The 25,024-nt window shown below is 39.6% G+C and carries 21 protein-coding genes; 19 read left to right on the top strand and 2 right to left on the bottom strand.

The genetic code is table 11. The annotated features are described in order from the left end of the window. Window positions 1–4: 4 nt before the first annotated feature. From ACOALF_RS01960 to obgE, 3 genes are all read left to right on the top strand, one after another. Complete coding sequence (locus ACOALF_RS01960) at window positions 5–2,335, top strand: ribonucleoside-diphosphate reductase subunit alpha (protein ID WP_419241765.1); 2,331 nt, start codon at window positions 5–7, stop codon at window positions 2,333–2,335. A 105-nt stretch (window positions 2,336–2,440) separates the two neighbouring features. After that, on the top strand, window positions 2,441–3,022 hold the full coding sequence (locus ACOALF_RS01955; RefSeq protein WP_419241764.1) for an adenylate kinase: 582 nt from the start codon (window positions 2,441–2,443) through the stop codon (window positions 3,020–3,022). A gap of 4 nt (window positions 3,023–3,026) precedes the next feature. Then, complete coding sequence (gene obgE / locus ACOALF_RS01950; protein ID WP_419241763.1) at window positions 3,027–4,028, top strand: GTPase ObgE; 1,002 nt, start codon at window positions 3,027–3,029, stop codon at window positions 4,026–4,028. 9 nt (window positions 4,029–4,037) lie between these two features. Here obgE and ACOALF_RS01945 read toward each other — a convergent pair whose 3' ends face one another. Further along, window positions 4,038–6,803, bottom strand: coding sequence for a putative LPS assembly protein LptD (locus ACOALF_RS01945; RefSeq protein WP_419241762.1), 2,766 nt, complete (start codon window positions 6,801–6,803; stop codon window positions 4,038–4,040). A gap of 522 nt (window positions 6,804–7,325) precedes the next feature. Here ACOALF_RS01945 and ACOALF_RS01940 point away from each other — a divergent pair. The 3 genes from ACOALF_RS01940 (at window position 7,326) to fabG (ending at window position 10,184) form a co-directional block, all read left to right on the top strand. Next, window positions 7,326–8,249 (top strand): ankyrin repeat domain-containing protein, encoded by a 924-nt coding sequence (locus ACOALF_RS01940; RefSeq protein ID WP_419241761.1) that lies wholly within the window; start codon window positions 7,326–7,328, stop codon window positions 8,247–8,249. Between the two features lie 69 nt (window positions 8,250–8,318). Continuing rightward, window positions 8,319–8,615: an ankyrin repeat domain-containing protein gene (locus ACOALF_RS01935; protein WP_419241760.1), complete on the top strand. Its 297-nt coding sequence runs from the start codon at window positions 8,319–8,321 to the stop codon at window positions 8,613–8,615. Window positions 8,616–9,437: 822 nt separating this feature from the next. Next, entirely contained in the window at window positions 9,438–10,184 is a 747-nt protein-coding gene (fabG, locus tag ACOALF_RS01930) for a 3-oxoacyl-[acyl-carrier-protein] reductase (protein ID WP_419241904.1), read from the top strand. A 41-nt stretch (window positions 10,185–10,225) separates the two neighbouring features. Here the strand turns inward: fabG and fabD are convergent, their stop codons facing one another. Continuing rightward, the gene (gene fabD / locus ACOALF_RS01925) at window positions 10,226–11,116 is read right to left on the bottom strand and encodes an ACP S-malonyltransferase (protein WP_419241759.1); all 891 of its coding nucleotides are present in this window, start codon (window positions 11,114–11,116) and stop codon (window positions 10,226–10,228) included. A gap of 545 nt (window positions 11,117–11,661) precedes the next feature. On the opposite strand from fabD, the gene ACOALF_RS01920 reads away from it, so the two are divergent. The 13 genes from ACOALF_RS01920 (at window position 11,662) to lpxA (ending at window position 24,547) form a co-directional block, all read left to right on the top strand. Further along, on the top strand, window positions 11,662–12,333 hold the full coding sequence (locus ACOALF_RS01920) for an SPOR domain-containing protein (RefSeq protein ID WP_419241758.1): 672 nt from the start codon (window positions 11,662–11,664) through the stop codon (window positions 12,331–12,333). Between the two features lie 52 nt (window positions 12,334–12,385). Beyond that, window positions 12,386–13,003, top strand: a complete 618-nt coding sequence (locus ACOALF_RS01915; protein ID WP_419241757.1) for a MotA/TolQ/ExbB proton channel family protein — start codon at window positions 12,386–12,388, stop codon at window positions 13,001–13,003. 37 nt (window positions 13,004–13,040) lie between these two features. Further along, complete coding sequence (locus tag ACOALF_RS01910; protein ID WP_419241756.1) at window positions 13,041–13,439, top strand: ExbD/TolR family protein; 399 nt, start codon at window positions 13,041–13,043, stop codon at window positions 13,437–13,439. Then, the gene (locus ACOALF_RS01905) at window positions 13,436–14,125 is read left to right on the top strand and encodes a hypothetical protein (RefSeq protein WP_419241755.1); all 690 of its coding nucleotides are present in this window, start codon (window positions 13,436–13,438) and stop codon (window positions 14,123–14,125) included. The genes ACOALF_RS01910 and ACOALF_RS01905 overlap by 4 nt, the downstream gene beginning before the upstream one ends. 154 nt (window positions 14,126–14,279) lie before the next feature. Next, window positions 14,280–15,311: an SUMF1/EgtB/PvdO family nonheme iron enzyme gene (locus tag ACOALF_RS01900; RefSeq protein WP_419241754.1), complete on the top strand. Its 1,032-nt coding sequence runs from the start codon at window positions 14,280–14,282 to the stop codon at window positions 15,309–15,311. Between the two features lie 49 nt (window positions 15,312–15,360). Further along, the gene (gldL, locus tag ACOALF_RS01895) at window positions 15,361–16,176 is read left to right on the top strand and encodes a gliding motility protein GldL (RefSeq protein WP_419241753.1); all 816 of its coding nucleotides are present in this window, start codon (window positions 15,361–15,363) and stop codon (window positions 16,174–16,176) included. Between the two features lie 51 nt (window positions 16,177–16,227). Continuing rightward, the gene (gldM, locus tag ACOALF_RS01890) at window positions 16,228–17,808 is read left to right on the top strand and encodes a gliding motility protein GldM (protein ID WP_419241752.1); all 1,581 of its coding nucleotides are present in this window, start codon (window positions 16,228–16,230) and stop codon (window positions 17,806–17,808) included. Window positions 17,809–17,826: 18 nt separating this feature from the next. Then, window positions 17,827–18,615 (top strand): gliding motility protein GldN, encoded by a 789-nt coding sequence (gldN, locus tag ACOALF_RS01885; protein ID WP_419241751.1) that lies wholly within the window; start codon window positions 17,827–17,829, stop codon window positions 18,613–18,615. An 86-nt stretch (window positions 18,616–18,701) separates the two neighbouring features. Next, window positions 18,702–19,271, top strand: a complete 570-nt coding sequence (locus ACOALF_RS01880) for a hypothetical protein (RefSeq protein WP_419241750.1) — start codon at window positions 18,702–18,704, stop codon at window positions 19,269–19,271. A 45-nt stretch (window positions 19,272–19,316) separates the two neighbouring features. After that, window positions 19,317–21,242, top strand: coding sequence for a threonine--tRNA ligase (thrS, locus tag ACOALF_RS01875; RefSeq protein ID WP_419241749.1), 1,926 nt, complete (start codon window positions 19,317–19,319; stop codon window positions 21,240–21,242). A gap of 77 nt (window positions 21,243–21,319) precedes the next feature. Then, window positions 21,320–22,318: a UDP-3-O-(3-hydroxymyristoyl)glucosamine N-acyltransferase gene (gene lpxD / locus ACOALF_RS01870; RefSeq protein WP_419241748.1), complete on the top strand. Its 999-nt coding sequence runs from the start codon at window positions 21,320–21,322 to the stop codon at window positions 22,316–22,318. A gap of 35 nt (window positions 22,319–22,353) precedes the next feature. Further along, window positions 22,354–23,778, top strand: coding sequence for a bifunctional UDP-3-O-[3-hydroxymyristoyl] N-acetylglucosamine deacetylase/3-hydroxyacyl-ACP dehydratase (locus ACOALF_RS01865; RefSeq protein WP_419241747.1), 1,425 nt, complete (start codon window positions 22,354–22,356; stop codon window positions 23,776–23,778). Next, on the top strand, window positions 23,765–24,547 hold the full coding sequence (gene lpxA, locus ACOALF_RS01860) for an acyl-ACP--UDP-N-acetylglucosamine O-acyltransferase (protein ID WP_419241746.1): 783 nt from the start codon (window positions 23,765–23,767) through the stop codon (window positions 24,545–24,547). Before ACOALF_RS01865 ends, lpxA begins: the two co-directional genes overlap by 14 nt. Window positions 24,548–25,024: the final 477 nt, after the last annotated feature.

The raw sequence follows: 25,024 nt of genomic DNA, 5'->3' as shown, positions 1-25,024 counted from the left end.
GTAGATGTTAGTTGTAAAACGAGATGGACGCTTAGAATCAGTTAAATTCGATAAAATAACCGCTAGGATAGAAAAACTCTGTTATGGGTTAAATAGGGATTATATCGATGTGATTGCTATTGTTAAAAAGCTTATTGAAGGCATTTATGATCGAGTCACTACTTCGGCTATAGATAATTTGGCGGCAGAAACAGTGGCAACGATGACGGTATACCATCCAGATTATGCCATTTTAGCTGCGCGAATAGCAATCTCTAATCTACATAAAGAAACGAGTAAATCTTTTTCTAGTACTATAAAAAGGCTCTATACCTACGTAAATCCTGCAACTGGGCAGAATGCTTCTCTTATCGACCAAAACGTTTACAATATTATTGCCAAGCATGCAGCAAGGTTAGACCATGCGATTGTGCATGAACGTGACTTTGCCTATGATTTTTTTGGCTTTAAAACATTAGAACGTTCTTATCTGCTTAAAATACACGGCAAGGTTGTGGAACGTCCTCAATATATGTTGATGCGTGTAGCACTAGGTATTCATGGTGACAATCTAGAGGCCGCCCTTGAAACCTACGAATTAATGTCTCAAAAATGGTTTACCCATGCCACGCCTACGCTTTTTAATGCAGGCACACCTAAACCACAACTTTCTTCTTGCTTTTTACTAACGATGCAGGAAGACAGCATTGAAGGCATTTACAATACCCTTACACAATGTGCAAAGATATCCCAATCTGCTGGAGGCATTGGATTAAGCATTCATAATGTACGTACTACAGGTTCCTATATTCGAGGTACCAATGGCATCTCTAATGGCATTGTGCCCATGTTGCGGAACTTTGATATGACGGCCCGCTACGTAGATCAAGGAGGGGGTAGACGCAAGGGTAGTTTTGCCATCTATCTAGAACCTTGGCATGCAGACATCTTTGACTTTTTAGAGTTAAAGAAAAATCATGGCAAAGAAGAAAGAAGGGCTAGAGATCTTTTCTATGGACTGTGGATTCCAGATTTATTTATGCAACGTGTAGAGGCAGATGAGATGTGGTCGCTATTTTGCCCCAATGAAGCACCAGGGCTTTCAGACTGCTATGGAGCCACATTTGAGCAAAAGTACAAAGCCTATGAAAAAGCAGGTAAAGCACGTGCCTCTATTAAAGCACAAACGCTTTGGTTTGCGATTTTGGAGTCTCAAATAGAAACGGGAACGCCTTATATGCTCTATAAGGATGCAGCCAACGAAAAGTCCAATCAAAAAAACTTGGGTACGATCAAATCTAGTAACTTATGTACAGAAATTATAGAATATAGTGCACCCGATGAAGTGGCCGTTTGCAACCTTGCTTCTATTGCGCTGCCTATGTTTGCAGATGCAAATCAACCTTTTGATCATGCCAAGTTATATGCTGTAACCTACCTGATTGCCAAAAATCTTAATAAGGTGATTGATCGGAACTACTATCCTTTAGTGGAAGCACGTACTTCTAACTTACGACACAGGCCTATTGGCATTGGGGTTCAAGGATTAGCAGATGCTTTTCTTAAAATGAAACTGGTTTTTGATAGCCCAGAAGCACGGCTACTCAATCAAGAAATTTTTGAAACCATTTACTTTGCAGCATTAACCGCTTCTAAAGATTTAGCGAAAAAAGAGGGCGTATATGAAAGCTACGCGGGGTCACCCATCTCTAAGGGAATTCTTCAATTTGACATGTGGGGGGTAACCCCTTCTTCCGGAAGGTGGGATTGGGATCATTTACGTAGCGAAATCGCTCAATATGGTATCAGAAATGCACTATTGGTTGCGCCAATGCCAACCGCCTCTACCTCTCAAATACTAGGGAATAATGAGTGCTTTGAACCCTATACCGCCAATATCTACACCCGAAGGGTGCTTTCTGGAGAGTTTATTGTTGTAAACAAATACCTATTAGAGGATCTCATCCAGCTTGGTCTTTGGAATGAACAGGTAAAAGAAGAACTGATGATGGGCAATGGCTCCATTCAAGCGATTGCATCCATTCCGCAATACATTAAAAATATTTATAGAACGGTCTGGGAAATTCCTCAGAAGTCTATTATCGATATGGCGGCAGACCGCGCACCTTATATTTGTCAAAGCCAAAGTCTGAATCTTTACGTTAAGGACGCCACTATGGCTAAGCTAACCTCTATGCATTTTTATGCTTGGAAAAAGGGGCTGAAAACCGGTATGTATTACCTACGTACCAAGGCTGCAGCAGATGCCATTAAATTTACCATACAAAAGAAGGAAAAAGTCGATACGCCTTTTTCAGGTGAAGCAGAAAAAGAGTGTTTAATGTGTAGTGGCTAGCTGGCCTGCAAACAGATTGGTATGTTATGCTGATCCCACAAAAGGCAACCTATAAATGCTTAACTTTATATTCATTTTAGCTTTCAAAAAAATCCTTTCGCATTTATGTTTAATATGATTCTAGTGGGCCCTCCTGGGTCAGGTAAAGGCACACAAGCCGAGCGAATGATTCACAAATACCGCTTTATACCGATTGCGCTGGGTGCTTTGCTGCGTCAGCAAATGGCAGAAAATGGCACCAATAAAGTATTGATTGAAAAATACATTAACAGTGGTCAATTGGTGCCAGATCACCTATCCTTTGAGTTGGTAACCCAGCTGGTGCAGGCACAACCTGCTGATGCATCTTTCTTGTTTGACGGTTTTCCTAGAACCATTCCACAAGTGACCTTTTTAGATCACTTTTTAAAACAATGCGGTGCACAGATAAATGGTGTAATTTTTCTAGATGTATCCAATGAGATTTTACTAAAACGGCTTAAAAATCGTGCTACCATTGAAAAAAGGCCTGATGACCAAGATGTGTGTAAAATTAAAACACGTATGCAGATATACGAACAAGAGACGCGGCCTATTCTAAACCATTATAAAGCCCAAGGCAAATTACATCGTATAGATGGCACACAAAGTGTAGATGAGGTAACAAAGGCGATTGCAGCCATTATGGATAGACTCATAAGACCATAACGATATGTCATCACCCAATTTTATTGATCACGTTAAACTTTACCTACGTGCTGGCAAAGGAGGCACTGGATTAATCCATTTCATGCGTGCCAAGTTTGTTCCAAAAGGCGGGCCAGATGGAGGAGATGGGGGCAGAGGAGGGCACATTATTTTACGTGGTGCCAAACAATATGGTACGCTGCTCCACCTTAAATACCGCAAACATATCATTGCAACCAATGGAACACCCGGAGGGAATAGCTGCAAAACAGGCACAAGTGGAAAAGATGTGATCATAGATGTCCCATTAGGGACGGTAGCCAAAAGGGCAGATGACGACCAAGTATTGGTCGAGGTATTGGAGGACAAAAAAAAATATATCTTGATGCAGGGAGGAAAAGGAGGCTGGGGCAACACCCACTTTAAAACCCCTACCCATCAAACCCCTCGTATTGCTTATCCAGGAGAAGCTGGCAGGGAAGGCTGGATGGTACTGGAATTGAAACTATTGGCTGATGTAGGCCTTGTAGGGCTGCCCAACGCAGGTAAATCTACCCTGCTTTCAGTGGTATCAGCAGCTAAGCCACGGATTGATAACTATCCCTTTACCACTTTAGTGCCCAACCTCGGTGTAGTAGCCTACCGGGATAACCAATCTTTTGTAATGGCAGATATTCCAGGCATTATAGAAGGTGCAGCTGGTGGAAAGGGTTTGGGCACGCGGTTTCTACGCCATATTGAACGCAATGCTGTTTTACTGTTTATGGTGAGTGTACCCTCTAGTGATATCGATAAGGCGTATAAAATGTTGCTCAACGAACTAGAAATGCATAATCCGTTCCTGTTAACCAAACCAAGGCTATTGGTTCTTTCAAAAATAGATTTACTAGACCAAGCAGCACGTAAAACTTTGCTAGCAAGTTTACCTAAAGAAATAACCTGCTGTCTTATCTCTGCTGCCACAGGAGAAGGCATTACCACCCTTAAGGAGCTAATCTGGGAAAAACTTTCTGAAATAAAATCATAATTTAAGCCATTAGTTAAGTTTCTTATAGATTCTTTTTCTCGGTATCTTCAATACTTTTAAAACATTTGCTTTGACACCCAAAGAAAAATCATATTTGGCCGAATCTCCTAGCGGATGCCATTGATAGCTAAGCTGCCAGCAGTGTAAATCTCGTTGAATAGAAATTTTTGTAGCAGATGGGTCAAATTCACTTTTGGTAAAATTATAGGTACTACTTAAATTTACTTTCCATTTTTTAACCAAAGTAATACTCCCATCAAAGGTTATATATTGTTCTATGCTGTAATCCTTTTTGTCTTTTTCATATTCATGTAGTCTGTTATAGACAACATTAAACTCAGTATTAAAACTCCAAGGTACTTCAAAGTCTATTTTGTTGTCTTCCAATTTATTTGACAACTGATCACCACCATTGAATAAGTCTTTTTTTTTCTTTTTTTCTTTGCTAGAGTGGTGTGCAACATCTATATGTATTTTACATTTTGCGTGTTCAATTCTTGCTAAACCTTTACCACGATTCCATGTAAAATCATTCGTAACTTTTTCTTTGATTTTACCGGTTGATGGTCCAGGTTCCCAGTAATAGGGGTCAAAATTTGTGTTTAAATCAAAGCCAATCTTGCCCATTTTGCCCATTTTTGCTTCGCTGGCAATATGCATATTAATGCCCTCTGTGAGGTGGCGGTCCTTTTCTTTAAAATCATATTTTGTTTCAAAATCTAAGTTTTTTAACAAAAATATTTTTTGCGCAGTTCGTTTTTTTTCTTTTTCTTTTTTTTCTGGATTTATTGCTTTTTTTACTTTTAACTCAACGGTATTGTGTAACTTACAGCTTAAAACAGATGTGGCACGCTTGGCTACATTTATGCCTGGTTGTAACCCTTCGAATACATATTTTTTGTCTTCTTCTCCTTCTTCTCCTTTTTCTCCTTTTTCATTTTCTACTGGCCGGAAATATTCTTTGGAGAAATCAGGCGTATAAGTAAAGTCAACACTAGGTTCTGTTTTAATACGAAAGCCTTGGACCGATGTTGCATCTTCAAAGTAGTGGGTGTGGTATAACGTAGTCCCTAACTCTGCACCGAAATTCCAAACATAAACCCTATTAAATCCTGGCATCCGTATAGGCCCTTTTGTCTTTTTCTTCAGCCAATACCATACTTCATCGTAGTTGAGATGAGGCTTTAAGTTAATACACCCAAATAGTTTGGTATGCATGCTAAGCGGTATGGTATGCTTTATACCATTTTTTGTGCAATGATTCCATCGGTAAGTTGAAGGAACCGATGAAGGTGTTCCACTGTGTGATAGGTTAGGGGCTTTTTTTGCATTTTGCAAGTGATTTTCAAAATCTATAGTATATTTGAATTGAATATTATGAAACCAACGGTTCGTGCCTTTAGATCGCGCTATTCTAAACGGATACCAAGAAGCGCTACTTAAGCTCCCTTTTGGCAGGGTCCAATGTTTAAAGTTTGAAAGAAGATTATTGTTAAATTCCGCCCGTAGATTTAACCTATAGGGAAAGCCAATCAGTTCGTCGTTGTAAGATAAGCTGGCAGAAGATTCTTGCTCCATATCTTTTGGGATTTGTTTATCCTCATTGTTTAATGCTTTATATGATTTGTTATGGAGGTTAAATTTTGCAGTGAAATTTCTAGGGCCATGTGCTAGGGTTCTATGCTCCCATTTTAAAGACCATCCTTTTTCTTTTTCCGTTATATTTTTCCCATAAAAGATATCTCCACTACATAGGTATCTTTTTTTGTAACGCAGTTTATTTTCCAGTTCTGCAATACCACTACAATAAATACTTCCTAAAATAGAAACGTCCACATAATCATTGAAATTTATGTAGTATCCGCCATTACGGAGGTAAAACCCATTGTCAGATTCCCCTATTTCTGGTGGAATAATACCATATACACGCTTTCCTTCTAAGAATAACGTTCCAAAGACACACCCTAATGGAGTAGGTACATTATCAAAATAAAAACGAAAAGGTCCAGTAGTAATTTGCTTATCCTGAACCATTTTAGCCCGTTTGGTGCGTATGTAAAAATGGGGATGCGCTAATGCGCAGGTAGTATAAATTATATCTTCAGCGTAAAATGTTTCTTCATCTTCTTTTTTTACCTGTTTGCTTTTTACAATGGATTCTTCTTGTTTGGTGAGGAGTCTATCTGCTAAAGCGCGCTTGGTATCAATATTGTACCAGATGTTTTCCATAAAAAAGACCCGTTTTTGGGTAGAACCATCTTTTCCATATTTGTTTTTGGTTACATCTTTATAGGTAAAAATAGGATTCCCTATTGGCTTGTTATGTGCGTCCTTAATGCCTTTTGCACCAATTGTATTAGTATTTAGATGTAAAGCAACTATATACGCCTCCAGTTGCATGTTATCGTAGCTAAGCGTACTCCCACCATATAAAGAAAGTATTTTCTTTTTAGCATCAAAAACAATTGAATCTTCTGCTTGGTAGTGTACCATATCTATAGCCTTTTCTCCTTTTTTTTTACCACGAGGTGTCATTAAAATCCATTCGTAGGTTTTATTTAAAAAAAGCGGATTACTAGGCTTTCTATAAGTACTATACGCCCCTTTTTTATTAAAAAGCTTATCGGGCAACATCCAGCTGCTATGCTCAGCGCTATAGGGATTGCTAAAATAGAGGCCACCATTAGAATGTCCAGTTGCTTTTGATACAATAGAAAAGCCACTACATATAAACGGCACTAAAGCAACGATACGTGGGAAATAAGATTTAGTCACACAAATAAATTTTACTTTTACCTTTTGGCATAAAGATAGACAATCTCAAATATAAAGGTATGTATTTGTTTTTCACATAGGTAGACCCTAACTATTCTATATTAGAGTTGCTGTTTTATTACGGTACACTGTAGATTTGCTAAAAGTTGTATCTCTATATGTTATATAAAGCGTGGGACCTATCCCTAAAAGGGCCCAAATATTTTGTAAAATTTTGTTTTTTGTAGATTTAGTTGTACCCTTAAATAGGTGGTTAAGCTAGAGCAGGATTGTAACCTTAGTAGCTTCTAAAAAATATTTATAGCTGTAGCTAAAATATAGCGTAAAATCAAAGGTTTGATTTAATAGTAGTAGTCGCTAAAAGGTAAAAGATATCACTCAGATTTTTTGCATCTAAAGCAATATTGCTTTGTATTAACCTTTTTAATTTAAACAGGGTCCCTTTTTAAGGCATGTAAGCCTACGGTAAGGCTAGTATAGAAATTGATGGTACGCTTGTATAAAACAATAAATAAAAAAGTTATGAAACAGTTCAAGTTAAATTTGAAGTTGCCTATTTTTAGGTCTATTGCACTCTTGTTTTTATTGCTTGTTTTACAAGCTTTTTATTTTCCTTTTCAAAAATGCGGCAGAAAAGTTAAAGATAACGGAAATAATGAAAAGGATATGCCTGATAAAGAGGGAAAGGGTGTTAAAGGCATTAAACTAGCTCATTTGCATAAGGCTGCAGGTGAGGGTGACGTTGAGGAAGTAAGAAGAATTTTAGAAAAAATTAATACTTCTACAGAAGAAGATAAGGAAAATTTTTTAAACTCGGTTTTAGTTGATACAACCGCACTTGGCAAAGCTATAAAGAATGGTTTTGAGCCAATAGTTCGGCTTTTAATTCAGCAACCACAGGTTGATATCAACGAAACAGGGAAGGAGTTGCCTTCACTTTTGTTAGCGCTTAAGTGTAACCAACCGGAAATAGCAAAGGTTTTACTGACTGAGTGTGGAGATAAAAAGTTAAATGTTACAGATAAAGATCCGAAGTCATGGCAGACGCCTTTGCATATAGCATCACGGAATGATCCTTCTCAAGTAGTTATAGTTAATTTGTTATTGCAACGATCTGATACTGATGTCAATGCGCTAGATAAAAATAATGAGACTCCCTTGCATTTAGCAGCCAGAAACAGGAGTAAATCCGCGATTCAGCTCTTATTGCAACACCCTGATATTAAAGCAAATCTGAAAAATAACAAAGATCAAACCCCGCTTGATTTGGCTAGGCCAAAAAACGCTCGAGATCAATATTGCTTTGAACTTATACGAGACTTTATTGATCAGAAAAAAACAGGCAACAAAGGCGATGGCATGCCATCAATATCGAATCCTGAGGTCTTAGATAATGGGATCATGAGCTACCTTAAGAGGAATAAATTTTCCGATAAAAGTATGTAAAATTGTTTTGATAAAGGCCTAGATGTAAACGCAAGAGATCCAAATAATAAATACAACTGGAATCTATTGATGCATCTAACAGCAAATAAAAACGCAAGCGGCGTTAAATGCTTAATAAATCGAGGGGCCGATGTGAATGCACAAGATGACGAAGAAGATACCGCTTTGCATTTAGCATCTCGCAGAGGTGCGGTAGACATTGTAAACCAGCTCCTAAATGCTAAAGGGATTAACGTAAATTTGAAAAATAAAGATAAAAAGACGGCTCTCGATGAAGCACGAAAAGATAGTAATGACTATTATCACGTGAAAATAATTAAGTTGCTGGAAGACTCAGGGGCCAAGTCAGGCAAGGCGGTTTCTTAAGGGTATTAAAATTAAAAGTGTTATCAAGCTGTTCATCCAATAGCGTCAACTTAGTGCGATCCGAAGCCACGAAAGAGTGAGGGTTGAGCTCCCTCTTCCTTTACTGTGTGCCAAATTCATTTATCGAAGGCCGCTTAGCTGGGTCCCACAGGAGTGGAACTTAGATCTCAAAGTGTCCAAATATTTTATAAAATTTTGTTTGTTTTAAATTTAGTTGTAGTATTAAATAAGTGGCTTAAGCTAGTGTGGGATTGTAACTTTAGTAGCTGTTAAAAATATTTATAGCTAAAGTTATAGCGTAAAATCAAAAGTTGGGCTTAATAGTAGCCATTAATAAGGTAAAGATAGTGTCTCTCTTGATGGGCCATCAAAAGCAAAGACATGCTTAATTTTTTTAGGGTTGTTAAATCAGCTCTAATCTGCAACCAGTAATCTGCACGCTCAATGGTGTCAACTTAATAAGTATATTTTATTGACTATCAATATAAAATATTATTTTAATGGACGATTTCTTTCATTGCGTCAATTTTTTATCAGCGGCCAGCGGCGGTGGCATATACGAACAATCCATTTGCCTCTCTGTGCTAAGCTAACTTTTCCTTAAGTTGACCCCATTGGCCGTTCTAATACGTAATAAATGCTAGTAAGCAATGTAACACGCCTTGACCGAATAGCCTATTTTTAATGCGCTGTACATTGCAGTAATCATTGATATTTTTTCTTAAATTAAGTCTCCATTCAGCTATATGGTGCAGCTACCCGAAAACAAGCAAAGATGCAACATAGATGCCGCTTGGGGCTTATTTGGTAATGTTTTTATTTATGCAATTAAAAGGAAAAAAAGTATTGATTACAGGTGCTTCACGGGGCATTGGCAAAGCAATTGCGCTTAAATTAGCAGAGGCAGGGGGTGATATTGCTTTTACCTATTGTGGCACTGATTTGGAAGCGGTACACACTACAGAAGCGGCATTGCGTGCTTTTGGTGTTAGGGTAAAAAGCTTCCATGCAGATGCCTCTGATTTTCAAGCTACCCATAAGGCCGTAGAGGATATGGTAGAGGCGTTTGGTGGATTAGACGTATTGGTTAACAATGCGGGCATCACTAGAGACAACTTGCTATTGCGCATGTCAGAAGCCGATTGGGATGCCGTGTTAAATGTAAATTTAAAATCTGTTTTTAACACTGTAAAGGCATCGATCAAAACCTTTCTTAAGCAGCGCAGTGGTTCTATTATCAATATATCCTCTGTGGTAGGGATAAGCGGCCATGCGGGCCAAGCCAATTATGCTGCTTCTAAAGCTGGTATAATTGGTTTTACCAAGTCCATTGCGTTAGAGCTAGGCAGTAGAAAGATACGTGCCAATGTGATTGCACCAGGCTTTATAGCGACTGCCATGACCGATCAGCTTGAGCCATCGCTACAGCAAGAATGGATAGAAAAGATTCCACTGAAGCGTACAGGGCTTCCAGAAGATGTGGCAAGCTGTGCGCTCTTCTTGGCTTCTGATGCATCAAGTTACATTACAGGGCAAGTCATTCAGGTAGATGGCGGGTTGCTTACCTAGCACCAATAAAGCTCTGCCGCCCTCTGATGGCCACTTGCGCATCATAAAGCGCCTTCCCAAAGCGATCTAACCGGTATTCCAGGAGCTATTTTTCGCGTTAACCCTTGTAAAACCGCTCCTGGGCCACATTCAATGCATGCTGTAATGCCATCTTGCACCATATGATGAATCGTTTTGGTCCAATAAATAGGTGCAACCAACTGTTCCAATAAGTTGGCTTTGATGCGTTCAGAATCAGTAACAGGGCCTCCTGTAACATTTTGATAAATGGGGCAAATCCCTTTAGAAAAGGGGATAGAAGAGAGTGCCTCTGCAAAACTTTCTTGAGCATGCGCCATCAGCGGAGAATGAAAAGCACCTTCTACTTGTAGGGGTATTACTTTGCGCGCACCTGCTTTGGTTAAAGCCTCTGTCGCCAATGCTACCCCTGCTTGGCTGCCAGAAATAACCAACTGTCCTGGACAATTGTAATTGGCTGGTACAACTACTTCTTCTGTAATATTTGCGCAAACGGCTTCCACTACTTCATCCTTTAGGCCGAGTACAGCAGCCATCGTACCCGGGCAGCGCTGACAAGCTTTTTGCATCGCTTTAGAGCGAACGGCTACCAAATGCAAGCCATCTTCAAATGCAACCACTTTACTGGCCACTAGAGCGGCTATTTCGCCCAAAGAATGGCCCGCTACAGCCGCTGGATGAAATGAGTCACTTAAAAAAGCAGTTGCAACTGCATGCAAAAAAATGGCCGGTTGTGCCACCGTAGTCTCTTTTAAAGCTTCTTTAGACCCTCCTAGCATAAGCTGCGTTAAATCCATCCCTAAGATTCGATCAGCGGTTTCAAACATGCCACGTGCTTGGCTGCTATGGTGATAGAGCGATTTGCCCATCCCTATATATTGACTCCCTTGACCAGGAAATAAATAGCCTTTCATAATACACAAATTCAAATTTGTAATGTAGCCCCAATGTATATCCATTACACCTTACTGATAAGTATGACCCTAATTTAGGTGTAAACATTGAACGCTATGCGTTATATGGTTTTTTTCCTATATTTGAGTACAATAAGTGGTTAGGGGGCCTTCATTCCATTGTTTTTTACTTTAAACTTCTAAAGTTGGTTTAATAAAATATACATATTAACATCTCTCGTATAGAAACACGATTGTGCATTTCTCAAAAATATTTATGTAAAAAGCAAATAAGCTTTGACTCCCACCTTTTAATTGTGTGTTTGAGTAAGTTTCTGCCTTAGCTTTTCATTATATAACTCTGAATATAACTCTGAAATCGTTTCCCTATCTTATAGATTGTAACGAACCAAATTTATGAAATCCATTCACATTTAACACTAAAGATATAAATTTTGATCAGAAAGTAAGATAAACATTCCTTTTTCTAGAAATTTATTATATTGCTACCGCTGGTACAGCATCAACCTATTTTTTAATCCAGCTGTACCCAAAACCTTGTTAAGATGTCTACGAATTCTACAGATCATAAATTTGGCCTACCCAAACCAGACTTTCAGGCACTGCCTAAAAAAAAGGCTATATGGCCTATACTCGTTGTGGTAGGTATAGTGATCATCCTTATCGCAGCAAAAGTGGGTTATAATTTATATTTTAAGGTAGCGAAACATGCTACATCTTCTGCGGAAACAGCAGATCATAAGCCGACTAACGAACCCGTCACAGGTGCAAGCAAGCCATCATCTGCGCAAGCAACCGCTCCAACAAAAAGGGCTGGAAATGTCGATGAAACAGTGGATCCATCTGTTGGTGGTCATGAGGCTTTTGAACGTAAAAAAAACAATAAAGTAAAAAGAAGTATTAGTGCCACTCAAAAAGAACTGGCAGCAAAGCAAAAAAAAACATGGATAAAACCAGGTACCTGCCAAGAATTAAAGGAGCCACAGGGTATATACCACTTAGTGGTAATGAGTCATTTGGAGAAGCGGTCTGCTATGAAAGTGGTGCAACAGCTTATCAAAAAAAAGTTGGGTGTCTGCCTGATTGTACCTAGAACCCATAAAGGAGAAAAGTACTATCGTGTGACGATAGGGCATAGTAAAACCCGATATGAAGCAGATAGCAAGCTTGAAAAACTCAAACCCACATACAACGATATCTTTATTTTGAAATATTAAGTCGCTATATTGCGGTGCAATTTTAGACATATCACTTACTACTTATAATTTTATGACGATACATACCGCACAAACGCTATTAGGCCTGCTGTTAAAAGGTGGTTGGTTAATGTTTCCGCTTGGATTGTTATCTCTAATAAGCCTCTATATAATAGCAGAGCGTCTATTTACCTACCGAAAGTATTTGAACTTTTCCAGCAGCTTCTTAGAAGAAATAGACGAAGCATTGCAGCATGCAGATACATCAAAAATAAAACAGATTTGTACTGAACAAGACAACCTCATCGCAAAAGTAATCCGTAAAGGGATAGAACAGCGTCAAGCTGCAAATTTCACATTGATTGTAGAAAATGAATCGAGTAGAGTGGTCTCTTTTTTAGAAGAGAAGCTTTCTGCATTAGCTACAATCTCTGGAGCCGCACCTATGATTGGTTTTTTAGGTACTGTAACCGGTATGATTCAAACTTTTATGGCCATTGCGCAAGAAAAACATCAGCTCTCTTCTCAAGTTTTTTCAAGTGGCATCTATGAAGCAATGGTTACAACCGTAGCAGGGTTAATGGTGGGCATTATAGCCTATCTAGGTTATAATTATTGTGTGGCTAAAGTACATAAAGCTACAGTAAGGTTGAGCTATCTTGTTAACCTGCTTTTGGCTAAAATGGGCTAGTTATACCAATCTACTATACTGCAAAATAAATAAAGAAATGAAAATCAGTACAAAAAATAAGATAGATGCTTCCTTTAGCATGGCTTCTATGACTGACATTATATTTTTGTTATTGATTTTTTTACTGGTTACAGCCAGTTATAGTCCCAAAGCACTTCCTGTTGATTTGCCATCCAGCACAAATGAAAAAACGGAATCTGCCCAAGTGCATGTGACGGTTACCGCTCAGCTGGCCTATTATGTAGAAGGAAAGCGCGTTGCCTTTAACCAACTACAAAATGTATTGCAAGATCTACTGGTAAAAACATCCAGTAAAGTTGTTGTATTACATATGGATAAAAGGCTTTCTATAGCCCATATGGTTAAAGTAGCTGATATAGCTAATCGATTAGGGGCTGCTGTTTCTCTAGCAACCGAATTTGAAAAGAAACGATGAAAAGTAGCTGGTTATTTTCACCAAATAAAAAAGGAATGGCCATATCGATTGGGTTACATTTATTTTTTTTAGGGTTAGCTTGCTCTATACAGCACATTCCAGCTCCAGGTGTCTCTAGTGGAGCAACTTATCGCATTGCTTTACAACCAACTAGTATGTATACTGTATCAAAAGACCGTCCGTCTAACGATAGACCCCAACCACAAATACAAGGCCGCCGTCTAGACGCCACGCAAATGGATCAGCCATCTTCGAAACACCCATTAAAAAATAAACGCCTTGTGCCCAAAAAACAGCGCCAAAAGCAGCCACGTGGTTTGCGGGCACAACCCAAAACTGCACAACCTCCTAAAGTAGCTAAAATAGATGAACGGGGGTTATACAACAGAGGGAAAAATCCCACCAAACAAACAGGGGCTACTCTTGAGTTAAGGGGTTGGGAATGGGATACGGTACCCGATCCAAAAGATGGTACAGAAGAATTCGGCAAAATAGTTTTTGAAATTAAAGTAGACAAAAATGGCGAAATAATCTCCATTCAGGCCATTGAAAAAACAGTTACGCCTATGGTAGAAAAGATCTATGCAGATGCACTACGTGCCCTTACCTTTACTAGAACAACTGATACACCATCTGGTATCTCTACTGGTAAGGTTACTTTTGTAATAGTAGCAAAACAGCAATAGGTCGCTTCCGAAATGCTACTTCTGTTTGGTTTACATCCATTCAACGCTATCTAATCTATACTAATCGTATGGAAACTTTGTAAAAAATAAAAAAGTTCATAGCTTTGTTTAGTTTATTTCTCTTAACAAAAGCATCGTTTCATAATATATTCTTATGTTTTTAGCTTCTCATAAATGCTTTTCACTTAAATTTTTTAAACCTAACCTATCTAGTCTATTGTTGCTGATCTATATGGCAATGGGCAGTTGTGGTACCATTCCTGATGATCAAGGAGAAATTATAGGTTCCACCCATAGGATAAAATCGAAAAAGAATGCTCCATTGGGCATGGTGCTGATTCCAGCTGGTACATTTCTAATGGGTGGAGGGGTTAACCAAGGTGTGATTGGTAAAACCAGTATCACACAATATAGAACCGTGGCCCCATTCTATATGGATGAAACGGAAGTTACCGTTTCACAATACTATGCATTCATAGCTATTGTTCGAGCTGACCCAGCAGCATATGGATTAGACGAAGCCTATATAGATGCCAAGTTAATGCCTGACCCAACCGTTTGGCAAAGAGATTTTGGCTTTATGTTTAAGGATGACTCATTTGGTAAAAGCTATTGTAGTGATCCCGGTTTTGGGGATCGTCCTATCGTTGGCATCACTTTTGAAGCAGCACAACAGTTTGCACGCGTGCGTACTATTTACAGGAATAAGCATTTAGAAGCTAAGGGGCAACCTATTGGCCCCCCATTTAGGCTGCCTACAGCTGCTGAATGGGAATATGCTGCAAAAGGAGGTCGATCCTCCGGGCAGTATCCATGGGGAGGGCCTTCTGTACGGGATTCAAAAGGTAAATTATTGGCTAATTTTCAGGTGACAAAAGGGAATTATGCCGCATCTGGTTACACCTATACTTCTCCAGTAAAGGCTTTTCCTCCTAATGATTATGGTCTTTATAATATGGCAGGTAATGTTTCAGAATGGTGTGAAGATGTATACACGTCCTTGCTGATCTATAAAAGTGAAACCATTAGTTCTTTTTATAAAGATGAAGAAAGCCTCTTTAGGGTCATTAAAGGAGGCTCCTGGAAAGACTATGCCTATATGCTACAAACAGGCGTTTCGGATTGTGAACATAAAGATATGGCGCGTTCTTATATTGGTTTTAGATGCGTAATGTCTGCCATATAATTTTTTAATTGATGATACATTTATTGACCCTTTAAACCCCAAAAATACAATGAAGCATAATCTAGTCAATCATTCTTTTGCCTATAAGTTTTATAATACCATTATGCCCTTTGTCTACAACATTGGCGCAGCTATTGTGATTTTCGGGGCTATGTTTAAATTGCTAAACCTTCCTGGAGGCAACTTCATGTTAGGACTTGGACTTTCTACAGAAGCATTCATTTTCCTTTTAAGTGCCTTTGAGCCTAAGGAAGAAGCGATAGATTGGTCCCGGGTATATCCTGAACTAGCACCTGATTATAAGGGTGAAAATTTAGCAAATCGTTCTGCTGCTAGTACCCATACCATTACCCAAAAGTTTGACCAATGCTTGGAAAAAGCTTCAATAGATAGTGCTTTATTAGAAAACTTAGCTGCTACTATGCGGCGTTTTTCAGAAAATATGGCAAGTGTGCCTTCTTTCGAACAGATTGGTGCGGTCACAGAAAGCTATGTGAACCAGGTAGGCCAGGCGACCCAAGTGATTGGAGACATTGCTAAACTAAAAGATGCGGTTGGTCATGCGCTTCATGCTTTTATAAAGGTATCTTCTGAAGATAAGCTCGCGCATTATTTTGGTCAAATGGACCAAATTACCCATACCTTAACCTCAATGAACGGGCTCTACAAAAAAGCCTTAGCACATATGGAAGAACAGAGCAGCAATGCCCATACATTTCATAACCATTTAGAAACCGCTTTAAAAGCAATGGAAGTAGCAGGTAGCGAAGCGATACACTTTAAGCAAGAACTAGCCTTACTCAATGAAAAGGTAACCGCCCTGAATGCAATATATGCCAAAACTTTGACCGCTTTTAAAAGTTAAATCCATCCTATCATGCATAAAAAAAGTTATGCAATAAATATTTAAAATAGTATGGCTACATCAAAATTAAGTCCTAGACAAAAAATGATAGGCGTGATCTATCTAGTGCTAACTGCTATGTTGGCCCTCCAGGTCAGCTCTAGTGTATTAGATAAATTTATGGTCCTGAGTGGCAGTATTGACAAAAGCAGAACGCTACAATTTAGCCAAAATGAACGCGCCATTCAGGCATTAAAAAATGGGGTTAAAGATATGGGCAGTCGTCCAGCAGATATCAAAATATTGGAGCAGGTGCTCGCTATGCATCAAGAAACCGTTGCTATACTGCATTATATCGATGGATTAAAAAAGCAATTAATTGATGGAGAAGGTGGTTTAGATAGCCGCACCAAGTTACCCAAAGGACTAAAAAGTGACGCTATGGTGGCCCGTTTGATGATTAACAAAGGAGAAGGTAATGTGCTAAAAACCAAATTAAATAAATATATAACACAGCTTTCTAAGCTGGTGCATAAGCCTTATGCATCTATTGCTTTTGATGCAAAAGAGCATGCGTTGTTTAGTGACGATCCAAATCAAGCTCAAAAAGATTTTGTTACATTAAACTTTGGCCACACACCACTTGGTGCTGCATTGGCTACATTGAGTCAGTTCGCATCTGAGGTGGTCACTACAGAAGCAGATGCCATCTATACATTGGGCAACATTATGGGTGCCTCTGATGTTAAATTTGACACACTTAAATTGCTCGCCAATACCAAATCGAACATTGTGGCCACCGGAAGCAAATATGAAGCGGATTTAATTTTAGCGGCCTCTTCTTCTGCAGTTTCTCCAGAGATGTTTATCAACAACCAGCCTATTATCGTAGAAGACGGTATAGGCAAAATCTCCTTTACCGCCTCGCCTGGTAGATATGATAGCAATGGCTTTGCTCAAAAAACCTTTAAAGCCGCTATAAAATTGAGGCTACCTGGGGGTAAGGAATCTATCATTACAGATGATATATCCTATCTGGTGGCAAAGCCTGTGATTCAAGTAAAGGCTGCTACGGTGCAGTCGCTCTATCGCAATTGTGGCAACGAGCTAGACATTCAAGTCCCTTCTTTAGGTGTGGCCTATAATCCACGCTTTAAAGTAGAAGGCGGTGCAGTGATACCTGGCCCTAAAAAAGGTGTAATCACCGTGATTCCTAAAGACAAAGAGGTAAAATTGAAAGTATATAATGAAGATCAATTACTGGGCATAGAATCTTTTATGGTACAAGATATTCCCATTCCACAAATTGCGATCACCACCAGAAATAGACTTATTGATATGAAATTAGGTGTAGCGGCGCCTGGGCCTAGGGTACTTGAAGCAAAAGTTATCCCCAACAAGTACTTTCAGGATTTTTTACCCAAAGATGCCAGGTATCAAGTAATAGAATGGGTGATTACATTGGCACGGGGTAGCCGTCCTGTGCATATACTAACTGCAAATCAAAGTGTTGTAGATTTACATCAGATCGCATCGCTGGCCAAACCAGGTGATCGTTTGGTTATTGAAATAAAAAAAATAGCAAGAAAAAACTTTAAAAATGAAGTTGAAACCATTATGGATAAATCATGCTTCAACGTTTCACTTAATTAATTATTTAATTTAATCGCTATGTCTTTAAAAAAACGTTTTTTTATCTTATGGACTTGGTTAAGTGCGATTGCCCCATCCTATGGGCGCACAGACCATTTATCACAAAGTTATAGCCCGCATGGCGCTCGCCCGATCGCTAGGGCGTATATTTTATACGCCAAAAAAGTTTGGCGGGACATTTATTTAAATGAAAAGCAAAATGGTCCCTGTTTTATGCGCGGAAAAGAAATTTCCAAAGTCATTGTAGAGGGTGTAAAAAATGAATTACTGGTACCCTATGTTGATGAGACCCTCGCGGAAATCATGCCGCAAGCAGCATTCTTGAAAAATTTACAAATTTCAGGAGAAGATGCATCCGCCTCAAACACTGTTCATGAATTTTTTCCAAGGGAAATTGCTATATTAAGATTGGTAGAGCATGTCATCTTTAATAAGATTACCGCTAGACAAGAGTATGATATTGAATCTATTCAGTTAATTGTTCCGGGTAAAAACAATCCGCCTACCTATTTAGATCATACCATAGCTACTTTCAAGTATAAGGATGTAATAGATTATTTTAACAAATTACCTTTTGAATCAGTCTATTGGTACAATACCGCAAATGCTGCAGAAAACTTAACCTGGATAGATGCTTTTGCGCTTAGATTATTTGGCAGTAGGATTATAAAGGTAGACAACATAGATGATGCTACTGTAGACGAATTGTATGGCCACACACCTGGTGACGGAAATGGACTTATTGCTTCTCAACAGCTAGCGATAGAAATTGATATAAACAAAGAATATGATTTATTTGAGTATTAGGCCCTATGCCAAAAAAAGGCTTGTAAACAGGCGTATGCTATTTAGTAATATAGATGCATAAACTGAATATAAAACTAAAGCTAAAAATGAAACGATTCCTTACATTTTTGTGTACATGTATTGCTTTTATCTTTGTTTTTGCACCCTCTATGCAAGCGGCTACGGCTATAAAATCTTGTGACAAACCACTTACTATAGCAGCCATAGCGCTCAACCTCCCTTATACTGTGTATGCTTTGTGCAGCAAAAATGAAAGCTTGTGTGATAGATTATTTTATCAAGGAGCGGGTAGAGCAGCCCTATGGAACCACTCGTTGAATCTGATTAATTTTGCTGCCTTAAGCAGTGAACTACCCGCCAAATATCTTTTTTTAGCAGGCGGTATTTTCCTTGGGTTACAAACCTCCACCTATCTTTTTTGCCAATCTTACGGTGTCTCTTTAGTATGGTCTGGCTTAACAGGTATGCTTTGCCATAGACTAGGTATACAAAAAAACGTTAAATCGCATTTGCTTTTGGCTATGTTGCTCAATAGCATTACATTAGTATATTATGCATATAAGGCGCCAGCCATCACTACCATTGCCCATTTAGGGGGTGTTGCAGCTGGTTTTAGCTTATCCTTTTTACTGCCTTATAAAAAAGCTTCCCCTTAGATGGTGTTATCTCATACATCGTGTAATAGCAAATGATATAATATAATGATTCATATTCTAATGGATGGCCAGTCAAGTGCATTTCCTAAAGGAAGTACTGGTTTAGATATTGCACAACAAATCGGTGTGCCAATGGACATTTTAGCTGTTCAAGTTAATGAAGATGTCTATGACCTTACCCGTTCTATTGAGATAGATGCCACGCTACGTTTCCTTAGATGGGAGGATGATGGAGGCAAGCAGCTCTTTTGGCACTCTTCTGCCCATCTTTTGGCGGCAGCCCTGGAGTCTCTTTACCCCGGTGTTAAATTTGGTATAGGTCCTCCTATTGCACAAGGCTTCTATTATGATGTAGATCTCGGTCCTTATGCTGCTGATGCCTTAGATCTAGCAGCGATAGAAAAGACCATCATTGCACTAGCCCAACGGAAAGATCCATTTGTCCGTCGAGCTGTTTCCAAAAAAGAAGCGGTTGATTTTTTTACTAAAAAAGACGATCCCTATAAGTTAGAACTACTAGAGGGGCTAGAGGAGGGTACAATTACCTTATACCAACAAGGTGATTTTATAGATTTGTGTAGAGGGGCCCATTTGCCCCATACTGGATGGGTGAAGGCGGTTAAAATTTTAAATGTTTCAGGCGCCTACTGGCGGGGCAATGAGCAAAATAAACAGCTTACCCGTATCTATGGCATTACCTTTCCAACTAAAAAAGAACTTGCTGATTTTCTACATATTAGAGAAGAAGCCCAAAAAAGAAGCCATGCAAAGATTGGTAAAGCGTTGGGCCTCTTTACCTTTTCTGAGAAGGTAGGATTGGGGCTCCCCCTTTGGTTGCCTAAGGGTGCCTTGCTCTGTGATACCTTGGTGCAGTTTCTTAAAAAAGAACAAATCAAGCGGGGCTATCAACCAGTGATTACCCCTCATATTGGACATAAAGCACTTTATATCACCTCTGGCCATTATGAAAAATATCAAGAAGATTGTTTTCAGCCCATTCGTACCGCTGAAGCTGAAGAGGAATATCTCTTAAAACCGATGAATTGCCCCCATCATTGTGAGATTTACAACAGTGCGCCCCGTTCTTATAAAGAGCTGCCCATACGTTTGGCAGAATTTGGTACTGTCTATCGATATGAGCTACATGGTGCGTTGCATGGGTTGACCCGTACCCGCTGTTTTACCCAAGATGATGCCCATATTTTCTGCCGTTCAGACCAAGTGCCCGAAGAATTTGCCAAAGTAATTGATTTGGTGCTTTATGTATTTGGGCTATTTGGTTTTAAGGACTATACTGCGCAACTCTCTTTTAGGGACCCTAATAGTGATAAGTATATAGGTGAGTCGGCAGACTGGGATTTGGCCGAAGCAGCCATTCAAACCATCGCCCAAGAAAAGGGGTTACAAACCACTGTTGTAATGGGTGAAGCTGCTTTCTATGGCCCCAAAGTTGACTTTATGGTCAAAGATGTTTTAGGGCGCAGTTGGCAACTCGGTACGGTTCAATTGGACTACCAATTGCCTGTTCGGTTTGATTTGACCTATATCAGCGCTGATGGACAAAAACATCGACCTATTATGATCCATCGCGCACCATTTGGCTCCTTAGAGCGCTTTATAGCCATTCTTATTGAGCATACCGGTGGCCACTTTCCCCTCTGGTTGGCGCCGGAACAAGTAGCCCTTTTGTCTCTTTCTGATAAATATAATGTGTATGCTGAAGGGGTATGCCAAAAGCTATTAGAAAAGGGCATCCGTACTACGCTAGATAGCCGAAATGAAACCATTGGTAAAAAAATTCGTGAGGCCACCTTGCGTAAAGTTCCCTATATTATAGTAGTTGGGGAAAAAGAAATGACTTGTGAAACCGTTGCCGTTCGTAGCCAAAATGGACAAAAAAGTGTTCCTTTAAGTAGGTTTATTCAGCAGATTTGTGCGGAATTGGTTACGAGCCAACTACAGGCAGGTTAAGTGCACTAAAAATCAGGTATTTTTCAGTTTATCAAGCAAAAAATAGTATATATATTCCTTAAGTTAAACGAACCATTATGCAATGGACCATAACAGCATTAATAGAACGGTTTAATGGGGTGCGATTAGGGGGTAGTAGGGAAGCAGTATTAACGCATCTCTGTAGCTTAGAAGAGGGATCCTGTGGCGGCATTGCTTTTTTTGCCGATGCGAGATATGCGACTGCTTTTTACCAAACCAAAGCCTCTGCTATTTTGATAGCCAGAAATTTTAAACCCGTTGAGCCGGTAGCAGCTGCCTTGATTGGCGTCGAAGATCCTTATGGTTGTTTTTGCCTCCTTATAGAGGAAGTGCACCAGCAGCGGCTTACGCCTAAGTCGGCTATAGAATTTCCCTCTTATATAGGGAAAGGAGTAACCGTAGGCGAAAATATTTACCGAGGGGCTTTTTCCTATATTGGCCACCATGTGGTTATAGGCAAAGGGGTAAAAATTTATCCACATGTTTATGTGGGCGATTATGTAACCATTGGTGATGATACAACCCTCTATAGTGGGGCTAAAATAGAAGCTTATACCGAGATAGGCAACCGATGTATCATCCATGCCGGCGCTGTAATTGGTAGTGCAGGTTTTGGCTTTTTAAGCCGTTCAGATGGCAGCTACAAAGCTATTCCTTCGGTCGGTAATGTGCGTTTAGAGGATGAAGTGGAAATTGGTGCCAATACCACTATAGATGCGGCTACCCTAGGTAGCACTATAGTAGGAAAAGGAAGCAAAATAGATAATTTGGTTCAGGTTGCGCATAATGTGCAAATAGGAAAGCATACCGGTATTGCAGCGCAAGTAGGGATCGCAGGGTCCACTAAGATAGGGAACTATTGTAGGCTGGGTGGTCAAACAGGTATTGCCGGTCACCTCCGTTTGGGAGATCATATTACAGCGATTGGTCGAGCTGGTATTACCCGATCTTTTCCGAAAGGCGCTATTACCCTTTCTGGTACACCTGCTTTTGAAAATAAAAAATTTTTATCTTGCTACGCTCAGTTTAAAAATCTAGCATCATCTAAAAAGTAGCAGACCACTTTTTTATAAAAAATCTTCTACATACGATGCAACACCAACAACAGACTATTCAACGAACCATTTGCTTTGAAGGCATTGGGCTCCATACGGGTAGAAAGGTTAAGGTTACATTCACCCCTATGCCTATTGATACAGGTATACAATTTCAACGGATGGATCTGCCCGATCAGCCTTTTATAGAGGCCTCTGTAATCCATGTAATCCAAACAGAAAGAGGTACCGTTCTTGAAAAAGGTCAAGCAGGGGTGGCTACGGTAGAACATCTATTGGCAGCGGTTATAGGGTTGCAAATTGATAACATTGCCATTCAACTAGATGGACCAGAGGTGCCAGATTTAGATGGTAGTGCGTTGGCTTTTGTAGAACTTCTATTAGAGGCAGGATTGCTGCAACAAGAAGCGCCACGACAGTTTTTTAAACTCAAAGAAAAGTTTATCTATGATGACCCTGATACCGGAAGCCATTATGAAGTCTATCCCGATACAACGTACAACTTGCATGTAACCATTGCCTACAATAGGTGGCCGATTGGCCATCAATATGCCAGCCTTGCCACATTAGCTGATTTTAAAAAAGAGGTTGCGCCAGCCCGTACTTTTATCTATTTAGATGAAATCACTGCTTTGTATCAAAAAGGGTTATTACAGGGAGGAGATCCTGCCAAAGCGGTTATTTTCTCTGATCATGCTGATCATAGCGCATGGCTGCAGCAGGTGACCGAACTATCCGGTAAAACGATTAACCATTTGGTAACACCTGATCCCACCAGTGCATCTTTCTTACGCTATATCAATGAACCAGCACGCCATAAGTTATTAGACCTTATGGGCGATCTAGCTTTGCTGGGTAGACCTTTACAAGCCAAGCTGGTTGCCGATATGCCTGGGCATGGTGTCAATATAGCTTTTGTCACTGCTTTAAAAAACCATTTGCTGAGGCAAGAATCCAAAGGCGCCCCCATTTGTGATCTGCAGGCTACCCCACTTTTTGATGTAAAGCAGATCAGTAAAATGCTACCCCATCGCTATCCTTTTCAATTGGTAGATAAGATTATGGAGCTTGGTGACTCCTATATAATTGGGGTTAAAAATGTAACGATGAATGAGCCCTTTTTTCAGGGACATTTTCCTGGAACGCCTGTTATGCCTGGCGTGCTACAGGTAGAGGCATTGGCACAAACTGGTGGTATCTTGATCTTGCATAAAGTACCAGATCCGTCTGATTATCTTACCTATTTTCTTTCTATTGATGGGTGTAAATTCCGTCGCATAGTGGTACCTGGAGATACGCTTGTATTGCATTGCACATTGCTTGCAGATATAAAATTTAGTACTACTGAAAAGCAGTCTGTAGGCATTGCAAAAGTAAAAGGACGTATTTTTGTAGGTGAACATTTGGCGTGCGAGGCAGTCTTATTGGCTCAAATTGTCAAACAACATGAAACAGTCTGATATCCATCCTAGTGCTAGGCTAGGCAAGGCAGTAACCATAGGCAGTTTTGTAACGATTCAGGAAGATGTGGTAGTAGGTGATGGCACCTATATCGCCCCCCATGTGACCATTATGTCCGGGAGCCGTATTGGAAAAAACTGCCAGATTTTTCCAGGTGCGGTTATTGGTGCGCGGTCACAAGATCGCAAGTCATCCACTTTAAACACTTATGTGGAAGTCGGGGATCATACCGTTATACGTGAATTTGTTACCCTGAATAGAGGCACCGTTGGCAATACAATTATAGGAGCGCATGTATTGCTTATGGCTTATGTACATGTGGCCCATGATTGTGTGGTTGAAGATTATGTGACGGTTACCAATGCAGCACAATTGGCAGGCCATGTCCAACTCCACCACCATGCTGTAGTAGGCGGTATGGCAGCGGTCCATCAATTTATGCGGGTAGGGGTCTATAGTATGGTTGCTTCTAAAAGTATTGTGCGGAAGGATGTTCCTCCTTTTATTAAAGTAGGTCGAGAGCCACTACGCTATTGTGGCATCAACCTCGTTGCATTACAGCGACATGGCTTTACCAAAGAACAATGCTATACCATATACCACGCCTACCGTTTGATTTACCATAGTCAATTATTATTGCCATTGGCCTTAGAAGAGGTCGATAAGCAGGTAGCCGATGTGCAAGAAAAAGAGATGATTCTTGCTTTTATACGCAATAGCCATAAAGGCATTGTCAAAAAGACCAATGCTTATGTAGGCATGTTATAGTATACATTGATGCCTATGTACGCTAAGCATTTAGGGTTCCATTTTTTCTTGATCAGAAAGTCTACAAAAAATCAAGCGCTGGTGCAAAAACTGCTGAAAGCTCAGCTTATACCTGAGCTTTCAGATCGCAACTATTTTATGAGTCGTTTTTTTTCTTTTTGGACGTAGTCCTATCAAAGTGCTGATTAATCGGTCTTTCCGATTTATACTTTTCCTGCGCATTATTCCACATTTCTTTTATAATATTAACATTTCTCTTTCCTCTTTTCCCACCAGTATCCTGGACTCTTTTAACACTTTGTTTATATGGTCTTCTATCTTTTTACTATTTTCATCCTTTTTACCATTTTCATCAACCTTACAGAGATTTGTTCCATTTTTTATCAAAATGATAGCAACTTTCAGATCATCCTCTTTTAGTGCAATAAGTAAGGCTGTTTCCCCCCTTATAATTGTTGGTTATCAAGGTGATATAGA

The organism is Cardinium endosymbiont of Nabis limbatus, assembly GCF_965196625.1.
Classification (GTDB): Bacteria; Bacteroidota; Bacteroidia; order Cytophagales; family Amoebophilaceae; genus Cardinium.
The sequence above is the reverse complement of the archived record's forward strand: the minus strand, read 5'-3'. Positions and strand labels throughout refer to the sequence as shown.